The following is a 19,615-nucleotide window of genomic DNA, read 5'->3' on the forward strand; positions in this document are numbered from 1 at the left end:
CAAATTTTGTTTGAGTGTGTTAAGAAATCTTGATGTTGGTAAAGATATGAGTATGAGACGAAAGAAGTTCCATTTGAGTATGGTATTCGATAAATTTTTAAGAGTACTAATTTAAAAAAGATTCTAGTAGGGAATAAATCTACTAGAATCTTTCGTGCGTTTGTCGTGACGGGATGGGTATGTATCCCTTTTAATCTAGTTGATTTCGCCATTGAATTAAGGTTTCAATTTCCTCTTCTTGAATATACCCTGATTGTTGGGCTACCTCAACAAGAATATCGTACTGGGTCAAGGTATCGACTTGGATTCCTTTTTGGATAAAGGTATCCATAGTCTTAGAAAGAGAATAAGAAAAGATCGCAACCACACCCAGGACTTGTGCTCCCCTCTCAGATAAGGCTTCAACAACCTTCAAAGAAGAAATACCCGTGGAGATTAAATCTTCAATCACAACCACCTTATCTTGTGCACCTATTTTCCCCTCAATTTGATTTGTTTTTCCATGTTTCTTTTTACTATCACGAACATAGACCATTGGGAGATCTAAGCGGTCACTCACCCAAGCTGCATGGGGGATACCTGCAGTTGACGTCCCCGCAATGACAGTCACTTCTGGATAGCGAGATTGAATGATGGCGACTAAACCCGCCGCGATGCGATTACGAACAGATGGATAAGACATCGTTAATCGATTATCGCAGTAAATCGGAGACTGAATACCCGATGTCCACGTAAAATAATTTTCAGGTTGTGGTCTCAGCTCCACAGCTTTTATTTCAAGTAGGTCTTTGGCAATTTCATATCTTAAATCTGTCATTCCACTAATCTCCCATTTTATCCTTTACAAACGCAGCCACAAAACTCTGATAAGCTCCTACCGCATCAACTGCTTGTGTAATCGGACGTCCGACCACAATATGACTGACTCCCATTTTACTGGCGATATCCGGTGTAACCACCCGTTTTTGATCCCCTAAGTCATCTTGGCTAAATCGGATACCTGGCGTGACCCGAATGAATCCAGGGCCCCAACAATCTAAAATTTCCCCTGCTTCCTGAGCAGATGAAACAACTCCATCTAAACCTGCTTCATGGGCTAAGGAAGCATAGTGTAAGACACTCTCCTTAAGGCTCAATTCCACTCCTTGTTCTTGCTTCATTTGTTCCTCTGAAGTAGAAGTTAATTGTGTAACCGCAATCACTCGCGTATGTATTCCTCCTCCATCTACGATTCCTTGTTTGGCAGCCCGCATCATTTCCCTTCCCCCTGCTGCATGAACCGTTAAGATATCAACATCAAATTGAGCCAAGCCTTTAGAGGCTTGATAAACCGTATTGGGAATATCGTGAAGTTTTAAATCTAAAAAAAGTTTATGCCCTCTCGCCTTAATCGCTCCAATGACTTTCGGTCCATTTTGTAAAAAAAGTTCCATGCCAATTTTGACAAAAAGGGATTCTGAGCCAAATAAATCAAGGAATTGTAAACTTGTTTCAATTTCGGGGAAATCCAGGGCGATAATCACATTTTTTTCCATGGTTCATTACCTACTTTTACTTCCATGCTCGATCCTTTAGTTCTAAAATATGATCAACACCAAGTTGATCCAAGGCTTGAGGCAACTGATTGATAATTTTGGGGCAAACAAATGGATCTGTAAAATTAGCTGTGCCAATTGCAACGGCACTTGCACCTGCTGAAATAAAATCAATCACATCCCATTCATCCATAATCCCCCCCATTCCGATAATTGGAATAGCAACAACTTGAGCAACTTGATAGACCATCCTAATCGCAATCGGCTTAATGGCAGCCCCTGATAGCCCCCCTGTGACATTCGCAATAATCGGCTTACCCGAGTCGTGATCTAACCTGACACCTACCAGTGTATTAATCATTGTAAGCCCATCGGCGCCTCCTTGTTCAACCGCTTTTGCTATCTCAATGATATCCGTCACATTAGGAGACAGCTTAACATAAACAGGGACTTGAGATACTTCCTTAACCCGTTGCGTCAGATCCCTGGCAACACGAGGATCCGTTCCAAATTGAATCCCACCACACTTAACATTAGGACAAGATATGTTGAGTTCCAAGGCCTTAACATTAGGTGACTTAGAAATATGCTTGGCTACATAGATATAATCTTCAACATTACTTCCAGCGACGTTGGCAATAATTGGCACGTCATATCTTTCAAGTTGTGGAAGTTTTTCCTCTATAATTTTATGAACACCTGGATTCTGTAAACCGATTGCATTTAACATGCCACTTGCAGTTTCTGCCACTCTCGGGGTAGGATTACCTAGCCTTGCTTCTCTCGTTGCCGCCTTAATCATAATAGCTCCAAGTTGAGATAGATCATAAAACTCTGCGTATTCCAGTCCGAATGCGAAGCAACCAGAGGCAGGCATAATTGGATTTTTCAGATTTAATCCTGGCAATGCAACACTCAATCTCTCCTCCATCACAACCTCCTAAAAAATTATGTCTTCTGCTTTAAAAACAGGCCCTTCGTAACAAATTCGAGCAGTGTCATTTGTTTCTGTCCGACAAACACATGCATAACAGGCTCCAATGCCACAGGCCATTCTTTCTTCCAAAGAAACATATCCCGTTTTATCCTTATTCATCTCCTGTAAAGCTTTCAACATTGGAAATGGTCCGCAGGCAAAATACTGTTCAAACTCTATTTGATATTTTTCTAAAATATCTGTAACAACCCCTCTATCTCCCCGACTCCCGTCTACCGTACTGATATAGGTTTTCCCCAAACTTGAAAATTCCTTTTCATAAAAAATCTCTTTATCAGAGTTGAAGCCCAAGACATGAATTGTATGAATTCCACGATCATTCAGCCGTTTTGACAATTCATAAAGGGGGGGAACCCCGATTCCCCCTCCAACAAGAAGGGCTGTTTGACCAGGATTTAACGTATCCAGATGATATCCCTGTCCAAGAGGTCCCAAGACATCCACTTCTTGTCCAACTTCAACTTGAGTAAGGACTTGAGTTCCCTTACCTTCTGCTCGATAAATCACCACAAAAACCTTTTGTTCTGGGATAACTTCACAAATTGAGATGGGTCTCCGCAATAAAAATTCATTTCCTTTTCCTACTCGAATATTGACAAATTGCCCCGGTTCGATCATCGATTCTGCAATCTCTCCAAATAAGGTGAGTTTATAAATATGATAGGCAATTTCCTTATGCTCTAGAACTTTCGCTAACTGAACCTGCATCTTTTTCTCCTATCTAATGACTGTTACTCATTCCATTTCCAACATCCGACCTTTTCAAGCCTGATCTGTATTCTTTAACAGGACTCTCAGACCTGTTAAGCTACCATCATCAGCTTTCCTGGTCAACTCTTTGAAAGATTCGAGTATTCCGATTTCGAATGTAGTTAAGTGTTAATCTCACATAATACTTGAACTTTCATCAAAATCTTATGACCAATCCTCTAAATGACCATGGACGATTCTTCCCTCACAAAAGGTTAAAACTGGAATTCCAAATACTTCTTGCCCCACATAAGGTGTGTTTCGTCCCTTGGATAAAAATGTCTCGGGATCAATTTGCATCCTTTTATCCAAATCTATCACAACGAGGTCAGCCAAAGCCCCCTCCTCTATTTTCCCATACGGCAAACCAAAAATTTCGGCGACTCTTTTTGACATCAAATCTACCACTTGATTTAGGGTGAAAATTCCTGTTTTAACAAAATGAGTGTATAGTTGAGCAAAGGCTGTCTCGCTCCCCACAATCCCAAATGCCGCCTCTGCCATCGGAACCTCTTTTTCATATGCTGCATGGGGGGCATGGTCTGTCGCAATCATATCGATTGTTCCATCCAGTACCCCCTCAATCAAGGCTTCTCGATCCTCTCTTGCTCTTAGCGGTGGATTCATCTTCCAGAGGCCACTCGCCTCATGAATATCCTCCTCATCACTGATTAAATGATGAGGACAAACTTCACATGTGACGTGAATACCATTTTTTTTGGCTTCTCTAATGAGTCTAACCGATTCCTTGGTTGAAACATGACAGACATGATAATGGCATCCTGTTGCCTCTGCTAATAAAATATCTCGGGCAATTTGAACCGACTCACAAACAGAAGGAATGCCTTTTTGACCTAATTCTTGACTACGTTTTCCACAGTGCATACTTCCTCCCCAAATAAGAGAGTTATCTTCACAATGTGCTACAATCGCCTTACCGAGCCTGGCAGCGATTTTCATGGATTGGTACATCTTATTGGCATCTTGTACACCACGCCCATCATCACTAAAGGCAAAGACATGTGGAGCTAATGCGTCAAAATCAGCATATTCCTGCCCTAACTCTCCCTTTGTAATCGAACCATATGGAATAGCCCGAATAACACTATCTCGTTCAATTAACTCTAACTGAACTTTCAAATTTTCGTAGGAATCTGGAACAGGATTCAAGTTTGGCATTGGCATTACCGTCGTAAATCCCCCTTTAGCTGCAGCTCGTGAAGCACAGCTAATAGTTTCCTTATAGGAAAACCCTGGTTCCCGCCAATGCACATGTACATCAATAAAACCTGGGGATAAAAACTTGCCTTTTAGATCAATGGTCCGACCTTGTTCTACTTTCAGATGTTCGCCTATTTCCAGAATGGATTTACCTTGAATTAAAACATCTCGTTGAACCAGAAGCCCTTCCTCTAATACTTGCCCGTTTTTAAGTAGTAGCATGATGACCTCCTTATAAATCATTTTCTTGAATGATTTTCTCTAAAATTGCTTGCCTCATAAACATCCCATTTTTCATCTGAGGAAAAATAAGCGACTTTTCTTTTTCAACAAGTTCATCCGCAATTTCAACGCCTCGATTAACTGGAGCAGGGTGCATTACAACAGCTGTTTCTTTTAAGCGATGATAACGCTCTGAAGTCAATCCATATTGTAAATGATAGGAATCTTTATCAAATATTTGGCTGCCGTCATGGCGCTCATGCTGTACTCTTAGGAGCATACAAACATCTACTTCATCCACTACATCATCAAATTGAACCACTTCTCCCAAAGTTACATCTTTGTAGAGATCAGGACAAACAAAGCGTACCTGTGCTCCCAATCGCGTTAGCATATGGTAGTTGCTTCTTGCTACCCTAGAATTTTTGATATCTCCTACAATAATGATATTTAGGCCTTCTATTCTCCCAAAATGTTCTTGTATCGTCATCAAATCCAGCAAACTCTGACTCGGATGCTCTCCACTCCCATCACCACCATTAATGATCGGAATATCTAATCCTTCTAATTTCTGATAATACGCTTGTTCAGGATGCCGAATAACCAACATAGATGTCCCAATCATCTCTAAGGTTTTACAAGTATCATAGAGAGATTCCCCTTTATTCACAGAAGAGGTTGAGACTTCAAAATCCACTACCTTCAATCCCAAATGCTTTTCTGCAATTTCAAAACTCAATTTTGTTCGGGTAGAATTTTCAAAAAATAAATTTGCGATGAAGAGATCAGGTCTTTGAAGACTTGGTGCCCCAGCCTTAATTTCTAAGGCTCTATCAATTAACTGAAACACTTCATCATTCGTCAAATTTTCCATTGTCAGCAGATTTTTCATCTATACCCTCCTTAAATACAAAAAAATACCTTGTTGGCTACAGGCTAACAAGGTACTCAAAAGAAGCGTATGACAAAACATACCGCAACAAAGTAATCTCTTGCTAGCCTCTCTGGACTACCTTAAAAAGATTTTCTATTCAATTAAATTGTTATCTCCGCTCCTTTTCTAGTTGATTGTTTAAGAAACAGAAAGACTGTCTCTTTTGACCTAACTCACTACTCAAAAATCTTTGATCTTCGAGTCCTAGTGAGAAACTTCTCAATTAGATAGACAAATTTTCAGATCGCCTCTCTGGACGAATGAGAATTTGAATATAAGCTACCGCAAGTATACCTTACCCTGTGAATTTTCTCAACCATTTTTATGCTCTTTTTATAAAGTTTTTTAAGTGGTGTTTTCAAAAAGTAGTCGGTATGAGGTTTAAAATCACCTGAATCTACTTAAAAAATTCAGAAAAATCTGGATAAATAAAAACCATGACAAGAATCTTGGTCTTAGCCACGATATCCACCAATTATTTTTTTATAAAATTTAATACTCTAAACAAATCACGTATAAACTCTTGGGCACCTCGAAAAACTCCGGTTTTGCATCAAATCATGTCGTAGAAATCTTGATAAATCAATGTTCGAATTTTTAAGAGTTTAGTTTTTAGAGGTGCCCTCTTATAACCGTTATGAAAAACTCCAGAAAATAAGAAAGGAACCGCATTTCACGCCTCTGTCCTTGGACAAGAGATGTCGAAATACGGTTCCATCCTAATGTTACTTGTTAAGTCCTCACTTTTTTCACTGGTATAGTCATTTAGTTTTTAAATAGTATGTTATTGCATCAGTTATAGAGTCCATCTTGCGAAGTAATTCTGTAACTGATTTTTTTAGAATAGCCCAACTTTGCTCAATTGGATTTAATTCTGGAGAATACGGTGGTAGAGGTAAAAAGAAGTGACCAGCATAGATAGAAAGTTCATCTAATATTTTCTTAGGGTGAAAACTTGCATTGTCCATAACAATAACATGAGGAGTCTTTAAAGATGGTAGAAGCTCTTGTTTAAACCACTCTACAAAGAAATCACTCGTCATACTCTCTTTGTAAATCATTGGCGCTACAAAAGTCTGACCAATTTGTCCAGATACAATGGAAGTTCTTTCAAATCGACGACCAGAAACTTTGGAATAAATCTTTTCACCTCTAGGTGCACGGGCATTTTTACGATATAGATAAGTATCAATACCTGTTTCATCAATATAGACAATTGGAAAGTCTTTCAAAGCGCTAGTGATTCAAGATATTGTCGAACCTTCTGTGCATCTTGTTCTTTGTAGCTCGTTATCTTTTTTTTTAAAGTGATGTTTATTTGCTTTAAGGTAGCCCAAACAGAAGGAATACTGCAAGAAAAATGTTCTGCAATTTCCCTTAAAAAAGCGTCTGGATGTTCTTCTACAAATTCTTGTAATTTATCTAAAGGTATTTTTCTGGATTTAGCAATATGCTTTTTACGTTCTAAGTGACCGAGTTCTCTCTCCTGCTTTTCCCAACTGTATAAAGTGTTGGTGCTAATATTAAATAAAGCTGCTGTTTCTTTACGTGTATGTCCCTCTTTAACATATTAAAGGACACGTTTTCTAAAATCAATTCCGTATGCCATGGGAATAGTATACCACATACAGTTTATAATCTAAAAGAGTATAAAAAGGGCCACTTATTCCTCTTCGATTCGGCTTCCATCAACCCGAACTTGCTGACAATCGATAAGAATAATCAATCTTTTCGAAGACTATTCTATCAAAAGAAATACAGGTACGTCAATAAGATTTTAAGGACGCTATCTTGGATCTAGGCTTTTTTACGTTTTTTACTAGATACTACACCCAATGTTGTCATCAAACTAAGTCCAGCAATCGTTAAATAGGAACCTGTCTCTCCGGTGTTAGGAAGAGTTTCTACAGAATTGACAGTTTTTGAAATAGTATCTCCGATATTCTCCTTTTTGGTGCTATCAAATTGTTCAACTGGTTTAAGGATATTTACGGATTTATGTTGAGACTTGTTACGGCTAGATGGAGTGTAGACCAAGCCCTCTAATTTTGCATTCTCCTTGGATTCGCATATAGCTAACTCCAACTCTTTTTGTTGCAACTCAGATTTTAATGCTGCAAGCACTAACAAATCTTGTTTTAGTTTCTCTTGTGCATCTGTTAATTTTTTCTGAGCCAAGTCAAAGTTTGCTTTAGCTTTCGCGTAAGCATCACCAGCTTTTTGTAAAGAATCTAATTCAGCCTGCGCTTGTTCAAGCTGTGCCTTCAGACTCTTCAAATCTTCTTCAGCCCTTGTAACAACTTCTTGTGCTTGTGTTACGTTCGCCTTCAACTCCTCATGAATTGCCATTTCATGCTTTAGGGTATCTTGTAGTGAACTTAGCTCAGTCTGCTTATTCTCAAGTTCTTTTTGAAGAATCTCAAGATTTCTTAACTTCTCTTGATTGCCTTTGGTTAACTCATTCAACCGTTCTTTCGATTGATTCAATTGATCCGCAGTCAACTTTTGGGATGCTTCAAGCTCTTGTTTATTCTTTGCTAAAAGCGAAGTCTGCTCTTGTAATCTTTTATCTTCGGTAGCACTTTCTAACTCAAACTGTTTGAGATTTTCAACAGCACTGGAATACTTTTCATTCTTATGATAAACCGTTTCTTCCCATACATACTTAAAAGTAGTTTTTGGCAAGAACTTCGTTCTTTTACCATTAAAATAAAACTCTGATCGAAGGGGATCTTCGTCTTCATTTTTAGCTGTAGCCAAAGCAAATGCAGACCATGTATTCTGAGAATTAGACGGCAAAGTGTCGTATACTCCCTTACCATCTGTAGAGACAAATGTCAGAACAGAATACCCATCCGTTTCTACCATAGCAAGTCCAGTTCCAGAAGCTCCTAAAAGTGGTGTTCTATGCCCATAGTTAAAAATATTAACTTCTGTTGGAGATTTAGCTCCAAAACTAAATGCATTACTATAGTCATTAAAATAGCGCAATATCTGATTGTATGCTATCTCTTTTTCACTCAGTTTCGATTTTTTACCGAGAGCAGTGGTCGCATTCTCTGTTTCACTATTAAGTCCAAAGTCTGTAGGTTTTAAAATAGTATCATGACTGAGTTCCTTATTCCTTGCCATTTCATCGGTTCGAGCTTTAGCCCATTTCAAAGCCTCTGAAGTCACTGGCGGAACTGGAATATCGATTCCATTAATCTTTCGCAATTTTGTAAGATATTCCGAAACATATTGAGACACTTTCTCATAATCGATCTCTTTAACCGTATATTCTTCAGCGTTTTTCAATACAATAACTTCTGTGGCTTCACCATCAAATTCTACATTTTCATTGGCAGACACATAGAATTTCTTTCCGTTCGAAATATAGTACGGATCTTTCGGTTGTGAATAAGCGTCAGAATCACTAACTTTATTTTCAGCAATAACATGTTGAACCAATTCTGTTGTATACTCAGGTCCAGCTTCTTTAACAGCTTTTTCTAATTCTTCTCTTTTTTTCTTTGAATTTACATAAAATGCCGATTTCTCTTTCTCTAGCATTTCCATTTTCTGATTGAGCTCAACTAGATTTTGATGATTCTGCTTTAGTGTAGATTCTAGCTGACTCACTTCATGCTGAGCGGTAATGATGCTTTTTGAATCAAAAGCCGCTTCTGCGGACCGAACTTTGGCCTCACTGTCTTGAACTTCCGCTAATTTTGACTCAACATCTTTTTGAGCTGTTTCAAGAATTGGCTCATGCTCACGGACCTGCTGCTCTGCATCCTTCAACTGGCTTTTTGCTAGCTCTAAAGACGTATCCGTTGCTAACTTAGTTTCAACCTCTGTAACTTTCTCTTTAATTGCAGTTATTTTTTCTGGTGTAGCTTCTTCTAATTTTGTAGTAGCTTGATCCAATTGTACCAAACTAGTAGCTAACTCCGTTTCAGCCGCAGAAACATTTTCCTTATCCTTAGAAACCACTATTTCTTGCATTTGAATACTTTTATTCAATTCATTGATGCTTTCCTTTTCACGAAATAATGTATCCGACTGACAACTGCAATCATCCAATTTTTGTTCTAAACTATCCTGATTTAGATTCGGTGCTGAAACTTCATCAGCAGCTACACTTGAACCAGCTATGCTAAGGGCAGCAACTGCCCCCGACAACATAATCTTTTTCATAATTTAACTCCTCGCAATATAAATTTAGCGGTTATTAATATCCATCTACTTTAGCAACCATAATCGATAATGCTACCTAAAGTCACCGTTAACTTTTGCAGTATGCATTTCTTCGATTGTAGGTTTTCGTCCGTTTACTAATTCAAAGTAATTTAACCATTCTTCTTGATTTATGATTTGAGATGGATCATTATTAGAATTTGAAACTTCTTGAGAGAACTCTTGTTCTTCAATCGCTACATCTATTCGTTCTGAATCTTCTTGTCTAGGAACTTGTACACCAAAATTATTACTTCCTTGAATGGCATTCAAAATAGCTTGATTTTGCTCAAATTGCAACTGTGCATTTTGTTTTGACTGATCATTAATCAACTGTGCATTAATCTGAGCATTCAGCAAACCATTTCGCTCATCATTGTAGACATTTAATTGTGCAATAACTTCCTCTGCATAAGCTTTTACATGGTCAGCCTCATAGAAAGGTAAAGGAATTTCGATAAGGGTACCGTTCTTTTCATAAGCAAACACCACTTGAAGGCCAGATAGAAATAAGGCTACACCAAGGGCTAAAACGATTAGTCCTCCAAAAAATCTCCCATCTCCTATACTGGATAATCCATTGAAAAAACCAATTAAGCCAAACAACATCCTTACAATATTATAATAATTACTTGTGTACACATTTGACACATTCCCTAAAGGACTAGTATGTTGCTCTCTTCCTGCTGGAATTAATCCAAAGAAAACTGTATTTGGGAAATCAACAATTACATTATATCGATCAACATCCAATCTTCCCTTAATCCAAGGGAAGAGCAACGATACTGCAAACTCTCTATTTGCTGCTTGTTTGATATGTTGATTCTGTTTGTTCTTATCTCCTATATTTTGCATGATTATCCCTCTCTTTTTCATAACTTTATCTTAGCTTAAACACTAGATTATATTATCTACATTAAGCTTTGAAAATGAATAAAATGTACTTATTTATACCTTTTTCCTACTTTATTCAAATAAAATCAAACCATTATCATACAATAATAAGAGACCAAGAGTAACTCTTAATCTCTTATTCATCTATTATTTATTCTTCACAGCAAAACGTGAATAGATGGCCCCAAGTATTAATAGGAAAACACCAACAATCACGGCAAGAAAGCCTGTCTCTGTTCCAGTATTTGGTAGCTTCTTATCTTCCTTAGCTTTAGCTACTTCTCTACCTCTCACTACAGGATTTGAAACAGTTGAATCACCTTGTTTACCACCATTAACTTGATTGTCCAAGCTATTTTTATCTCCTAAAATACCTTTTGCCCAAGCCAAGTGGTCAAATTGATCAACTCTGTCAAACTGTGTTGAAGCAATTACGTTGTAGCCTGAACCATCTGCTCGCAATTGACGAATTTCAGCACCGCCACGACCAGATCCAGAAGTCCAATTACGGAAAATGACATAGTTTCCGTAAAACTCAAAATCTGCTCGTGATCCACCATTCCATGCATGGCGGTCCGCCAATTCTTTCACTTCGCCATTAGAAGTGTAGTAAACACCCGTCGGAGTAACCAACTCATTTACTCCATCACCATTTAAGTCCACAAATCGATATTGGCTTTCATTTAGATTTGCCAATTTATCAGCAAACTTTTTCTTATCGGCCTTCAATTGTTCTTCTTTTGCACTGTTATTGGTAGATTCCTTTGTCGGCTTCTGATTTACGTTGGTTGAATCAGCTGGCTTCTTATTGTCAACTTTGTTGCTATTGTTCGCATCGTTTGTTGACTGCTTATTTGAATTATCTGTATCAGCGTTTTGGGCAAGAACATTCAATGCCCAGTTTTTGGCATTCTCAATATCTTTTGCATCCGCTGCATCTTCTTCAGCGGTCACGTTTTGACCAGATACTCTAGGTCCAATCAAGTTTACAAACTCTTCTGTTTGGGAAATGAGTTTATTATTTTCATCGAAAAGACTTACGATTTTTTTACCATTCTCAAAAACTCCAAGAACTAAACGATATTTTCCATCGATAGTATAATATTGGAATTTACCAACTCCTGGAGCCATGCTTGCACCGTTACCTTGCACACGTGAAGAATCTCCATTTGAAGCCGTAGAATCGACTGTGGTAGTGGCAGGAGTTGCTACTGTGCGTGTTTCTGTTGATGCTCCAGTTTCTTCACTTGATGTAGATGATACTGATGAACTCTCAACTTCACTTGAACTTGATGAAACTGATGCATTCTCGCCATCACTTGAACTTGATGAAACTGATGAGTTCCCAACTTCACTTGAACGTTCAATAAAAGAAAATTCTACGTTCTCAGACGATGAACTACTTTCAACATCATTAGCTGAAACTGCTGGTGCCAAAAATACAGCCAAAGTTGTTGCCGCAAGTGTCACATTTTTAATAACTTCTTTTTTCATAAACACTCCTTTAGAATTGATTTACAATTTAAGTTTATCATGCTAAAAAAAAAAAGCAATAGCTTATAAAAATAATTTTACTCTCTTCAAAAATCAAGTTTCGCTATTGCCAGTTTCAACTTGCCGCATTCTAGCACTGTTTGCACCTCACTTCCTAGTGTAATTTTTGATTTTCATTAAGTATCAGACTGATAACTAGTACTATAAAATTATTTAATTGTTTTTAAAAGAGATTGAGAGAACCAAGCTAACTGTTTCAAAATAACAATGAATCGGTTTTATCACTCTTTGTGAAATGAAATTCAAAATTTTCATAAACACTCGAAAAATATCACCGGAGATTTCCAAACTTTCATCACTATAATATTGCATTATTTTATGAAAAGGTTTACAATAGAACTATATAAAGGAGGGAACTCTTATGACTCAACATTATCAACACATCATGGTTGCTTTAGATGGTTCAAAATCTGCGGAGTTAGCCTTGCACAAGGCCATCCATGTAGCTTTACGGAACCAAGCTCAACTGTTTCTTGTTCACGTTGTTGATACACGTGCTATTCAAAGTGTGACCCCTTTCGATTCTGAGGTTTATGAACAATTAAAACTCGAAGCTCAGAAGATGCTAGGGGAATACGAGGAACAAGCCCATGCAGCTGGCTTGACTGAGGTTCATCAAGTCATCAAGTTTGGAAATCCAAAAACTCTTTTAGCAACAGACATTCCAGATGAACATGAGATTGATTTGATTATGGTGGGAGCTACTGGTCTCAACGCCTTCGAACGTCTCTTAGTTGGTTCTTCATCTGAATACATCCTCCGTCATGCCAAGGTGGATTTCCTTGTGGTTCGTGACCAGGAAGATCTCTTTTAATACTCATTGAATTTCAAAATCTGACTTTGTCAAGCCTCTTTGATGAACTTTAGTTCTATCTTCATCGGCTTTCCTCGCCATCTTTTTGAAATTCCGCGAGTATTCTGATTTTGAAATTAGTTATGTATAGGTCAAAAAAGACGCCCTTAGTTGGCGTCTTTTTTGCTGTGGTGTTTGTGGTAAGCCTTTTTTTGGCGTTGCAATTCTTTTTTGATACCGGGCTCTGGGGCATAGTTTTCTTCCCAATCCTCTGGTTTCAAAATTTTATGGGTTTGGGGATCAAAGTGGGCTTTACCATCTGGAAAAATTTTTCCCATGTTCGCCTGGTGGACAAGGTCAAAAATTGGAGCTGGGTCTACTCCCATTAAGACAAAATGGCCATAGGTGAAATAGAGAAGGTCAACCAAAGCATCCGCCTGTTTGACTAAATCCACCTGTGGGCCTCCTTCTTTGGCTATAACTTTTTCCTTGGCCTGGTCAAGGGCCTGATGGAGTTTGCTTACAGTCTCTTCAAACTCCTCACTAGAGGAGCTAGCAGCGTGGACAAATTCAACCAATTCTTCAATGGTAAAGGCAGCGCGGTGGCCAGCATCTTGGCAAGTCCAGGCTTTGGGATCTTCTTGCGTTCGCTGATCCATCAGACCATGAAATTGTTTAACCTTATTGAAACTGGTATCTTGACTGACAAAAATGGGTTCGTTGCCTAAAAATCCAAAGTAAGATAGAGCTTCATGGATACCATCTTCTGTGTTGGAACTGGTGGTGTGCTGGGCAACTTTTTTGATGCGGCTGGACCCATTTCCCATAGCAATAGACAAGCCGACCCCTGAAAGCATTTCAAAGTCATTGTCTGAGTCACCAAAGGCCATGACTTGGTCTAGGTCAAAGCCAAACTCTTTTCCAAGAATTCGGATCCCTTCCAATTTGGACATGCCAGGACTAATGATATCTGATGCGTAAGGACTGGAGCGGGTAAATTTTAGATGGGGAAAGTACTCAGCAACTTCCTTGCCCTCTTTGCTGGTGGCCAGCATTAGGATTTGGTAAATAGGTTCGCGAGCAATAGCTTCCAATTCCTTATAGTCTTGGGGAACAAACCGACTAACCACCTTATTAAAAGATTGACTGACCAAGCCCGACAATTTACCAGGAATAAAGCGATGCAGGCCTTGAGTCAAGGAAGACATACCGAAAGACATAATTCGTGAGCCCAACATCCCATCAGCTCGCCCCAGTGCAATCTCCTTACCATTCTCCTTAGCATAGGCCAAGACATCCGCCACTTCTTTTTTGGATAAAGTCTGGGCATAAAGAAGACCATTAGGACTAAAGATATATTGGCCATTGTAGGTCACGGCAAAATCTAGATTCAATTCCTCCATAAATTCCTGAACAAAGAAGGGGCCTCTACCTGTCGCCAATCCCACCATGATTCCTTGTTTTTTAAGCGATGCAATCGCCTTTTTTGTTGACTTCAGCACCTGGCGGCTATCATTTACCAAGGTCCCATCAATGTCAAAAAATACCGCTTTTATATCCATTCTAGTCCTCTTATCTGCGCATTTACTTCTTTTTATTTTATCATAATCGTGGCTTCAGTATGATAAAATGAAAGAAAAAAAGAGATGAGGTTACTTATGAAACGAATCTTGGCCCTTCACACAGGGGGGACAATTTCCATGCAGGCGGATGAGCAAGGACGGGTTTCAACCAATGAAAAAAATCCCATGGTGCAGATTCAAGCGGGGCTGGAGAATGTGCAACTACTCTCGGTTGACTTGCTGAACCTCCCAAGTCCGCAAATGACACCTACCCATATGCTCCAACTTTTCAAAACGATCAAAGCCTATGCCCATCAAGTGGATGGGGTGGTGATTACACATGGAACAGACACTTTGGAAGAAACAGCCTACTTTCTAGATACCATGGATCTGCCACCAATTCCTGTAGTCATAACTGGGGCCATGCGTTCCTCTAATGAATTAGGGAGTGATGGTGTCTACAACTTCCAAGCCGCCATCCGCGTGGCAGCGGATGAGCAAGCGAGAGATAAGGGAGTTTTAGTCGTCATGAATGATGAAATCCACGCTGCTAAGTATGTAACCAAAACCCATACTACCAATGTCTCCACCTTCCAAACCCCAACCCATGGGCCTCTAGGCCTCATCATGAAGAAGGAAAACCTCTATTTCAAACAAGCTCAGGAACGGGTCCGCTTTGATTTAGAAGATATTCAAGGATTGGTTCCCATCCTTCCGGTCTACACTGGAATGGATGGGGAGTTATTAGCAATGATTGATAGTTCCCAACTGGATGGTCTCATTATCGAAGCCTTCGGGGCTGGAAATATTCCTCCGCTTGTAGCAGAAAAGCTGGAAGAACTCGTTCAAGCTGGCATTCCTGTCGCCCTGGTCTCCCGTTGTTTCAATGGGATTGCTGAACCCGTTTATGCCTATCCTGGTGGCGGGCAAGACCTTGCCAATAAGGGCATCTACTTTGTTAAGGAACTCAATGCACCCAAGGCCCGGCTCAAACTCCTCATCGCCCTCAACGCAGGCCTCACTGGCGATTCCCTTAAAGCTTATATAGAAGGGTAACAAGGTCCTCCTTCACAATCACTTAAAGCCGAAGTTTTTTAACTCGGCTTTTTTGGCACAAAAGAATCGGCTAGAAACGCACGCGCCTAGCCCTCTACAGTATATTAATCCAAAAGCGATTTTTCTTCTAAATTCCACACAATTTCTTTCCATAAGGGATTGCTGCGCCAATCTGGGTCTTGGACAATTTCCTGAGCTACCTTTCTAGCCTCTTCTAAAATAGGAAAATCCTCTAGAATATCCGCCACCTGAAATTCCGGTAATCCAGATTGCCGGGTCCCAAAAATCTCACCAGACCCTCTCATTTTCAGATCTTCCTCCGCCAAACGAAAACCATCAGTGGTCTCGGTCATAATTTTCATCCGTGATTTTCCGGTTTCTGTTTTGGGATTGGCAATCAGTACAGCGTAGGATTGGGTTGAACCCCGTCCGACACGCCCACGTAGCTGGTGGAGCTGACTGAGACCAAAACGGTCAGCATCAACGATAATCATGATGGAAGCATTGGGAACGTTGACCCCAACCTCAATAACGGTCGTCGAGACCAGAACTTTGAGTTGACCGGCCTTAAAGCGGTCCATGACCTGATCTTTTTCAGCTGCCTTCATTCGTCCATGAAGTAAGCCAACCTCTATTCCTTGACCTAAGAAAGACTGCAATTCTGCCTGCAAATCCTGAGCATTTTTTAAATCCAGTGCTTCCGACTCCTCAATCAGAGGGGAAATCACATAAGCTTGTGCCGCTTTTTTCTGAACTTCCTCTTTTAACCAGGTGTAGACCTGCTCCTGTTGCTCATGCTTAACCCACCGCGTTACGATCGGTTTCCGGCCTGCTGGCAACTGGTCAATAATCGAGATATCTAAGTCTCCGTAAGCCGTGATAGCCAGGGTCCTTGGAATGGGCGTCGCCGTCATCATCAACACATCTGGACGCAGACCTTTTTCCCGTAAGGCGCGCCTCTGCTTCACCCCAAAGCGGTGTTGTTCGTCCACAATAATCAGCCCCAGTTTCTCATAGGTCACCCCATCCTGAATCAGCGCATGCGTTCCAATGACAAAAGCCGCCTCGCCAGAGGCAATTTGCTCCAAGACCTCCCGCCTGACCGCTCCCGTCTGACTCCCCTTGAGCAAGACCTTGGGAACATCCGGGAAGAGCTGGTCCAAGCTCTCCAAATGTTGCTCAGCCAAGATTTCCGTTGGCACCATGAGTGCTGCTTGGAAACCTGCGGTAAAAGCGGCATACATAGCCAAGGCAGCCACAATCGTTTTTCCACTTCCCACATCCCCCTGTAGCAAGCGACTCATCTGACGGTCACTGGCCATGTCTGCCAAGATGTCCTGCAGGACCTTCTCCTGGGCTTGCGTGAGCGAAAAAGGAAGGTTGGCCTTAGCCTGGGCCAGGAGATCCGGTGAATAGGTCAGAACTTCCCCATCCCCCGGTTTGCCCTGTTCTCTTTTAAGTAACTGCAAAGGCAGTTGGAAATAGAGGAGTTCCTCAAACTTAATCCGCCGAAGGGCTTGTTTGTAAGCTGCTAAATCTGGTGGAAAATGCATATACTCCACTGCTGTAACGCGGTCTAACAGGCGGTAGCGTTCCCGTAATACTTGTGGCACATTCTCTTCCAGTAACTGATGAAGCCCCTCATCGATAACCTGTCGAATCAACTTTACCAGACTAGCCTGAGAAATCCCCTGGGCCACGTGATATACCGGCTGCAGATCCTGGTCAATTTGGGTCAAAAACTTCATACCCGTTAGACTATTTTTAGCCTGGTCCCACTTGCCATAAACCGCAACAGTCGCCCCCATCTGAATCTTATCCACCAAATAGGGTTGGTTAAAAAAGGTGACGCCAATCACAACCTGCTCTTGTTGAATGGATAAACGAACGCGGTTACGCTTATAGCCATAGTACTGAACACTGGCCGGACGGACAACGACACCCGACAAAACAGCCTTCTCTCCATCTTCCAAATCAAAAACGGATTTATGTTTAAAATCTTCATAGCGGAAAGGGAAATACAAGAGCAGGTCTTGTAAGGTTTCAATCCCTAAACGAGCCCACTTCTCAGCCGATTTGGGACCCACTCCCGCTAATACGGTTAAGGGTTGATGCAAATTCATAACTCACCTATTTTCGATAAACACGAGGAATACGATCACTGAGCAAGCAAACAACTTCGTAATTAATGGTCCCCCTGTATTCAGCAACCTGGGTCACATCAATCCTCTCCTGACCACTGCTGCCAATCAAGGTTACTTTCGTTCCAATTGGATAAGCCTCGGGCAAGCGAATGGTTAACTGGTCCATGGAAACCCGACCGACAATCGGACAAAAAACACCATCAACCAGAACTTCAAAATCTTGCATATCACGCGTCCACCCATCCGCATAGCCTAAAGGGAGGGTCCCAATATACTCTTCCTCTTGGCTGACGTAAGTTTTCCCATAGCCCACTCCTTGCTGGGAAGCTATTTTCTTAACATGGACTAGTTCGGATTCCAGGGACAAGGCTGCTTTAATTTCAAAAGGAAGCTCCAAAGTACGCCCACTTGGATTCATACCGTAAATAATATTGCCCAAGCGAACCATGTTCAAAACGGTCTCGGGATGCCAAATGCTGGTTGCTGAATTGGAAGCGTGCACCAAGGCTGGGACCTCCTCCAACTCTTCCAAAAGGTTGATAAAGCGCTGTCCTTGTTCCTCAAAATAACTAGCATCTACCTCATCAGCAGTCGCAAAATGAGTGAAAAGCCCCTCTACTTCAACTCCCTGGGCTTGTAAAGCTCGCTGGGCTTGCTGGATTTCAGTTGCAGAACGGAAACCAATCCGTCCCATGCCAGAGTCAACCTTGAGGTGAACCCGCAAACCTTCTAAACTCTGCCCCATAGACAAGAGTTCCTGCACCCAGTCTAGGCTAGCCACCGTCAAGCAAATATCGTGCTCTTGTGCCAAAGAGACCGCCGCATAAGCTGTCACTCCCAAGACTAGGATCTCTTTGGTGATTCCACTTTCACGTAACTCTAAGGCTTCATCAATATTGGAGACCCCAAAAGCATCTACAATCCCTTGAATATAATGAGAAACCGCCACAGCACCATGACCGTAGGCGTTAGCCTTAACCACTGCCATTTTGAGAGTCTTGTCTGGCAATCGACTGGCAACCTGCCCAATATTATAGGCAATAGCCTCCAAAGAAATTACCGCCTTAGTCGGCCGATGCGGACTCGTTTTCATGACTAACCTCCTCTAAAATAACACTGGCTTGAACAAGAGTTTTAGTGTGACTAATGGAAACCCAGACCTTTCCCGCAAAGGGGGATTTGGAAAAGTAGGGCGCCCCGTCATCCGTATTTAAAATTTCTAAATCTTGAAACCCCAATAGACCTGCCCCAATACCTGTGCCCCAAGCCTTGGCAAAGGCCTCCTTGGCCGACCAGCGACCACCAACATATTCCAATTTCCGTTTGGGACTTAAGCCTTCAAAAACAACTTGCTCTGCTGGGGTTAAAACCTTGCCGACAAATCCTGGCTTTCGCTCCATAACACTCGCAATCGAAGACAAGTTCTCCACATCGATTCCATGTCCAATAATCATATTCTTAACCAATTCCAACATCGAAAGACTCGATTCACTTCAAACAAGGCTAGAAAAAACGACGGTGATTGTTTCCAAGAAACAGATGACCTTGTGGCTTTTGAGATAGGATGGTCAAAGAGTCAGGAATTGACTCTTTGAGTATCTGGATAAGAGAACATGAAATGTTCTCTCAATAAAAGCGAACAATTGTTATTTGCTTCGCAAATCGTATCTGATACCTCAAACAGCCATTTAGCTGTTTGACCAATCAACCACTGCGTCAAAGTGAATTCACTAAC

General features: G+C 40.8%; 16 protein-coding genes. 2 read left to right on the forward strand and 14 right to left on the reverse strand.

Annotated features, from left to right (window positions below; all coding sequences use genetic code 11):
• Positions 1–190 precede the first annotated feature (190 nt).
• From pyrE to I1A59_RS05535, 10 genes are all read right to left on the reverse strand, one after another.
• Positions 191–817, reverse strand: a complete 627-nt coding sequence (gene pyrE / locus I1A59_RS05485) for an orotate phosphoribosyltransferase (protein WP_196091790.1) — start codon at positions 815–817, stop codon at positions 191–193.
• Between the two features lie 4 nt (positions 818–821).
• The gene (gene pyrF / locus I1A59_RS05490; protein WP_196091791.1) at positions 822–1,535 is read right to left on the reverse strand and encodes an orotidine-5'-phosphate decarboxylase; all 714 of its coding nucleotides are present in this window, start codon (positions 1,533–1,535) and stop codon (positions 822–824) included.
• 16 nt (positions 1,536–1,551) lie between these two features.
• The gene (locus tag I1A59_RS05495; protein WP_196091792.1) at positions 1,552–2,466 is read right to left on the reverse strand and encodes a dihydroorotate dehydrogenase; all 915 of its coding nucleotides are present in this window, start codon (positions 2,464–2,466) and stop codon (positions 1,552–1,554) included.
• A 9-nt stretch (positions 2,467–2,475) separates the two neighbouring features.
• Entirely contained in the window at positions 2,476–3,240 is a 765-nt protein-coding gene (locus tag I1A59_RS05500; protein ID WP_196091793.1) for a dihydroorotate dehydrogenase electron transfer subunit, read from the reverse strand.
• A 207-nt stretch (positions 3,241–3,447) separates the two neighbouring features.
• Entirely contained in the window at positions 3,448–4,725 is a 1,278-nt protein-coding gene (locus tag I1A59_RS05505; RefSeq protein ID WP_196091794.1) for a dihydroorotase, read from the reverse strand.
• A gap of 10 nt (positions 4,726–4,735) precedes the next feature.
• Positions 4,736–5,617, reverse strand: coding sequence for an aspartate carbamoyltransferase catalytic subunit (locus I1A59_RS05510; protein WP_196091795.1), 882 nt, complete (start codon positions 5,615–5,617; stop codon positions 4,736–4,738).
• Positions 5,618–6,420: 803 nt separating this feature from the next.
• Positions 6,421–6,891, reverse strand: coding sequence for a transposase (locus tag I1A59_RS09785; protein WP_196091796.1), 471 nt, complete (start codon positions 6,889–6,891; stop codon positions 6,421–6,423).
• A 565-nt stretch (positions 6,892–7,456) separates the two neighbouring features.
• A complete protein-coding gene (locus I1A59_RS05525) occupies positions 7,457–9,838 on the reverse strand; it encodes an LPXTG cell wall anchor domain-containing protein (RefSeq protein ID WP_196091797.1) in 2,382 nt (793 codons plus the stop codon).
• A 72-nt stretch (positions 9,839–9,910) separates the two neighbouring features.
• The gene (locus I1A59_RS05530; RefSeq protein ID WP_196091798.1) at positions 9,911–10,753 is read right to left on the reverse strand and encodes a hypothetical protein; all 843 of its coding nucleotides are present in this window, start codon (positions 10,751–10,753) and stop codon (positions 9,911–9,913) included.
• 165 nt (positions 10,754–10,918) lie between these two features.
• On the reverse strand, positions 10,919–12,265 hold the full coding sequence (locus I1A59_RS05535) for an LPXTG cell wall anchor domain-containing protein (protein ID WP_196091799.1): 1,347 nt from the start codon (positions 12,263–12,265) through the stop codon (positions 10,919–10,921).
• Between the two features lie 421 nt (positions 12,266–12,686).
• Between I1A59_RS05535 and I1A59_RS05540 the strand changes: the two genes are divergently transcribed.
• Positions 12,687–13,139, forward strand: coding sequence for a universal stress protein (locus tag I1A59_RS05540; RefSeq protein ID WP_196091800.1), 453 nt, complete (start codon positions 12,687–12,689; stop codon positions 13,137–13,139).
• A gap of 146 nt (positions 13,140–13,285) precedes the next feature.
• Here the strand turns inward: I1A59_RS05540 and I1A59_RS05545 are convergent, their stop codons facing one another.
• Positions 13,286–14,680 carry a Cof-type HAD-IIB family hydrolase gene (locus tag I1A59_RS05545; RefSeq protein WP_196091801.1) on the reverse strand — a complete coding sequence of 465 codons (1,395 nt, stop codon included), beginning with the start codon at positions 14,678–14,680 and terminating at the stop codon, positions 13,286–13,288.
• An 84-nt stretch (positions 14,681–14,764) separates the two neighbouring features.
• Between I1A59_RS05545 and I1A59_RS05550 the strand changes: the two genes are divergently transcribed.
• Positions 14,765–15,736 (forward strand): asparaginase, encoded by a 972-nt coding sequence (locus I1A59_RS05550; protein ID WP_282097649.1) that lies wholly within the window; start codon positions 14,765–14,767, stop codon positions 15,734–15,736.
• A gap of 104 nt (positions 15,737–15,840) precedes the next feature.
• On the opposite strand, the gene recG is transcribed toward I1A59_RS05550, so the two are convergent.
• Genes recG through acpS form a run of 3 tightly spaced genes read right to left on the reverse strand, consistent with a single transcriptional unit; the run spans position 15,841 to position 19,334 of the window.
• Positions 15,841–17,859: an ATP-dependent DNA helicase RecG gene (recG, locus tag I1A59_RS05555; protein WP_196091803.1), complete on the reverse strand. Its 2,019-nt coding sequence runs from the start codon at positions 17,857–17,859 to the stop codon at positions 15,841–15,843.
• A 7-nt stretch (positions 17,860–17,866) separates the two neighbouring features.
• Positions 17,867–18,973, reverse strand: coding sequence for an alanine racemase (gene alr / locus I1A59_RS05560; RefSeq protein ID WP_196091804.1), 1,107 nt, complete (start codon positions 18,971–18,973; stop codon positions 17,867–17,869).
• Positions 18,945–19,334 (reverse strand): holo-ACP synthase, encoded by a 390-nt coding sequence (gene acpS / locus I1A59_RS05565; RefSeq protein WP_196091816.1) that lies wholly within the window; start codon positions 19,332–19,334, stop codon positions 18,945–18,947. The genes alr and acpS overlap by 29 nt, the downstream gene beginning before the upstream one ends.
• Positions 19,335–19,615 lie beyond the last annotated feature (281 nt).

Source organism: Streptococcus sp. NLN76 (assembly GCF_015686645.1).
Lineage (GTDB): Bacteria > Bacillota > Bacilli > Lactobacillales > Streptococcaceae > Streptococcus.

Coding starts and splice junctions, on each gene's coding strand:
- pyrE (WP_196091790.1), bottom strand. CDS start 817: ATGACAGATTTAAGATATGAAATTGCCAAAGACCTACTTGAAATAAAA.
- I1A59_RS05510 (WP_196091795.1), bottom strand. CDS start 5,617: ATGAAAAATCTGCTGACAATGGAAAATTTGACGAATGATGAAGTGTTT.
- I1A59_RS05535 (WP_196091799.1), bottom strand. CDS start 12,265: ATGAAAAAAGAAGTTATTAAAAATGTGACACTTGCGGCAACAACTTTG.
- I1A59_RS05530 (WP_196091798.1), bottom strand. CDS start 10,753: ATGAAAAAGAGAGGGATAATCATGCAAAATATAGGAGATAAGAACAAA.
- I1A59_RS05500 (WP_196091793.1), bottom strand. CDS start 3,240: ATGCAGGTTCAGTTAGCGAAAGTTCTAGAGCATAAGGAAATTGCCTAT.
- I1A59_RS05540 (WP_196091800.1), top strand. CDS start 12,687: ATGACTCAACATTATCAACACATCATGGTTGCTTTAGATGGTTCAAAA.
- I1A59_RS05550 (WP_282097649.1), top strand. CDS start 14,765: ATGAGGTTACTTATGAAACGAATCTTGGCCCTTCACACAGGGGGGACA.
- acpS (WP_196091816.1), bottom strand. CDS start 19,334: ATGATTATTGGACATGGAATCGATGTGGAGAACTTGTCTTCGATTGCG.
- recG (WP_196091803.1), bottom strand. CDS start 17,859: ATGAATTTGCATCAACCCTTAACCGTATTAGCGGGAGTGGGTCCCAAA.
- I1A59_RS05495 (WP_196091792.1), bottom strand. CDS start 2,466: ATGGAGGAGAGATTGAGTGTTGCATTGCCAGGATTAAATCTGAAAAAT.
- I1A59_RS05525 (WP_196091797.1), bottom strand. CDS start 9,838: ATGAAAAAGATTATGTTGTCGGGGGCAGTTGCTGCCCTTAGCATAGCT.
- alr (WP_196091804.1), bottom strand. CDS start 18,973: ATGAAAACGAGTCCGCATCGGCCGACTAAGGCGGTAATTTCTTTGGAG.
- pyrF (WP_196091791.1), bottom strand. CDS start 1,535: ATGGAAAAAAATGTGATTATCGCCCTGGATTTCCCCGAAATTGAAACA.
- I1A59_RS05545 (WP_196091801.1), bottom strand. CDS start 14,680: ATGGATATAAAAGCGGTATTTTTTGACATTGATGGGACCTTGGTAAAT.
- I1A59_RS05505 (WP_196091794.1), bottom strand. CDS start 4,725: ATGCTACTACTTAAAAACGGGCAAGTATTAGAGGAAGGGCTTCTGGTT.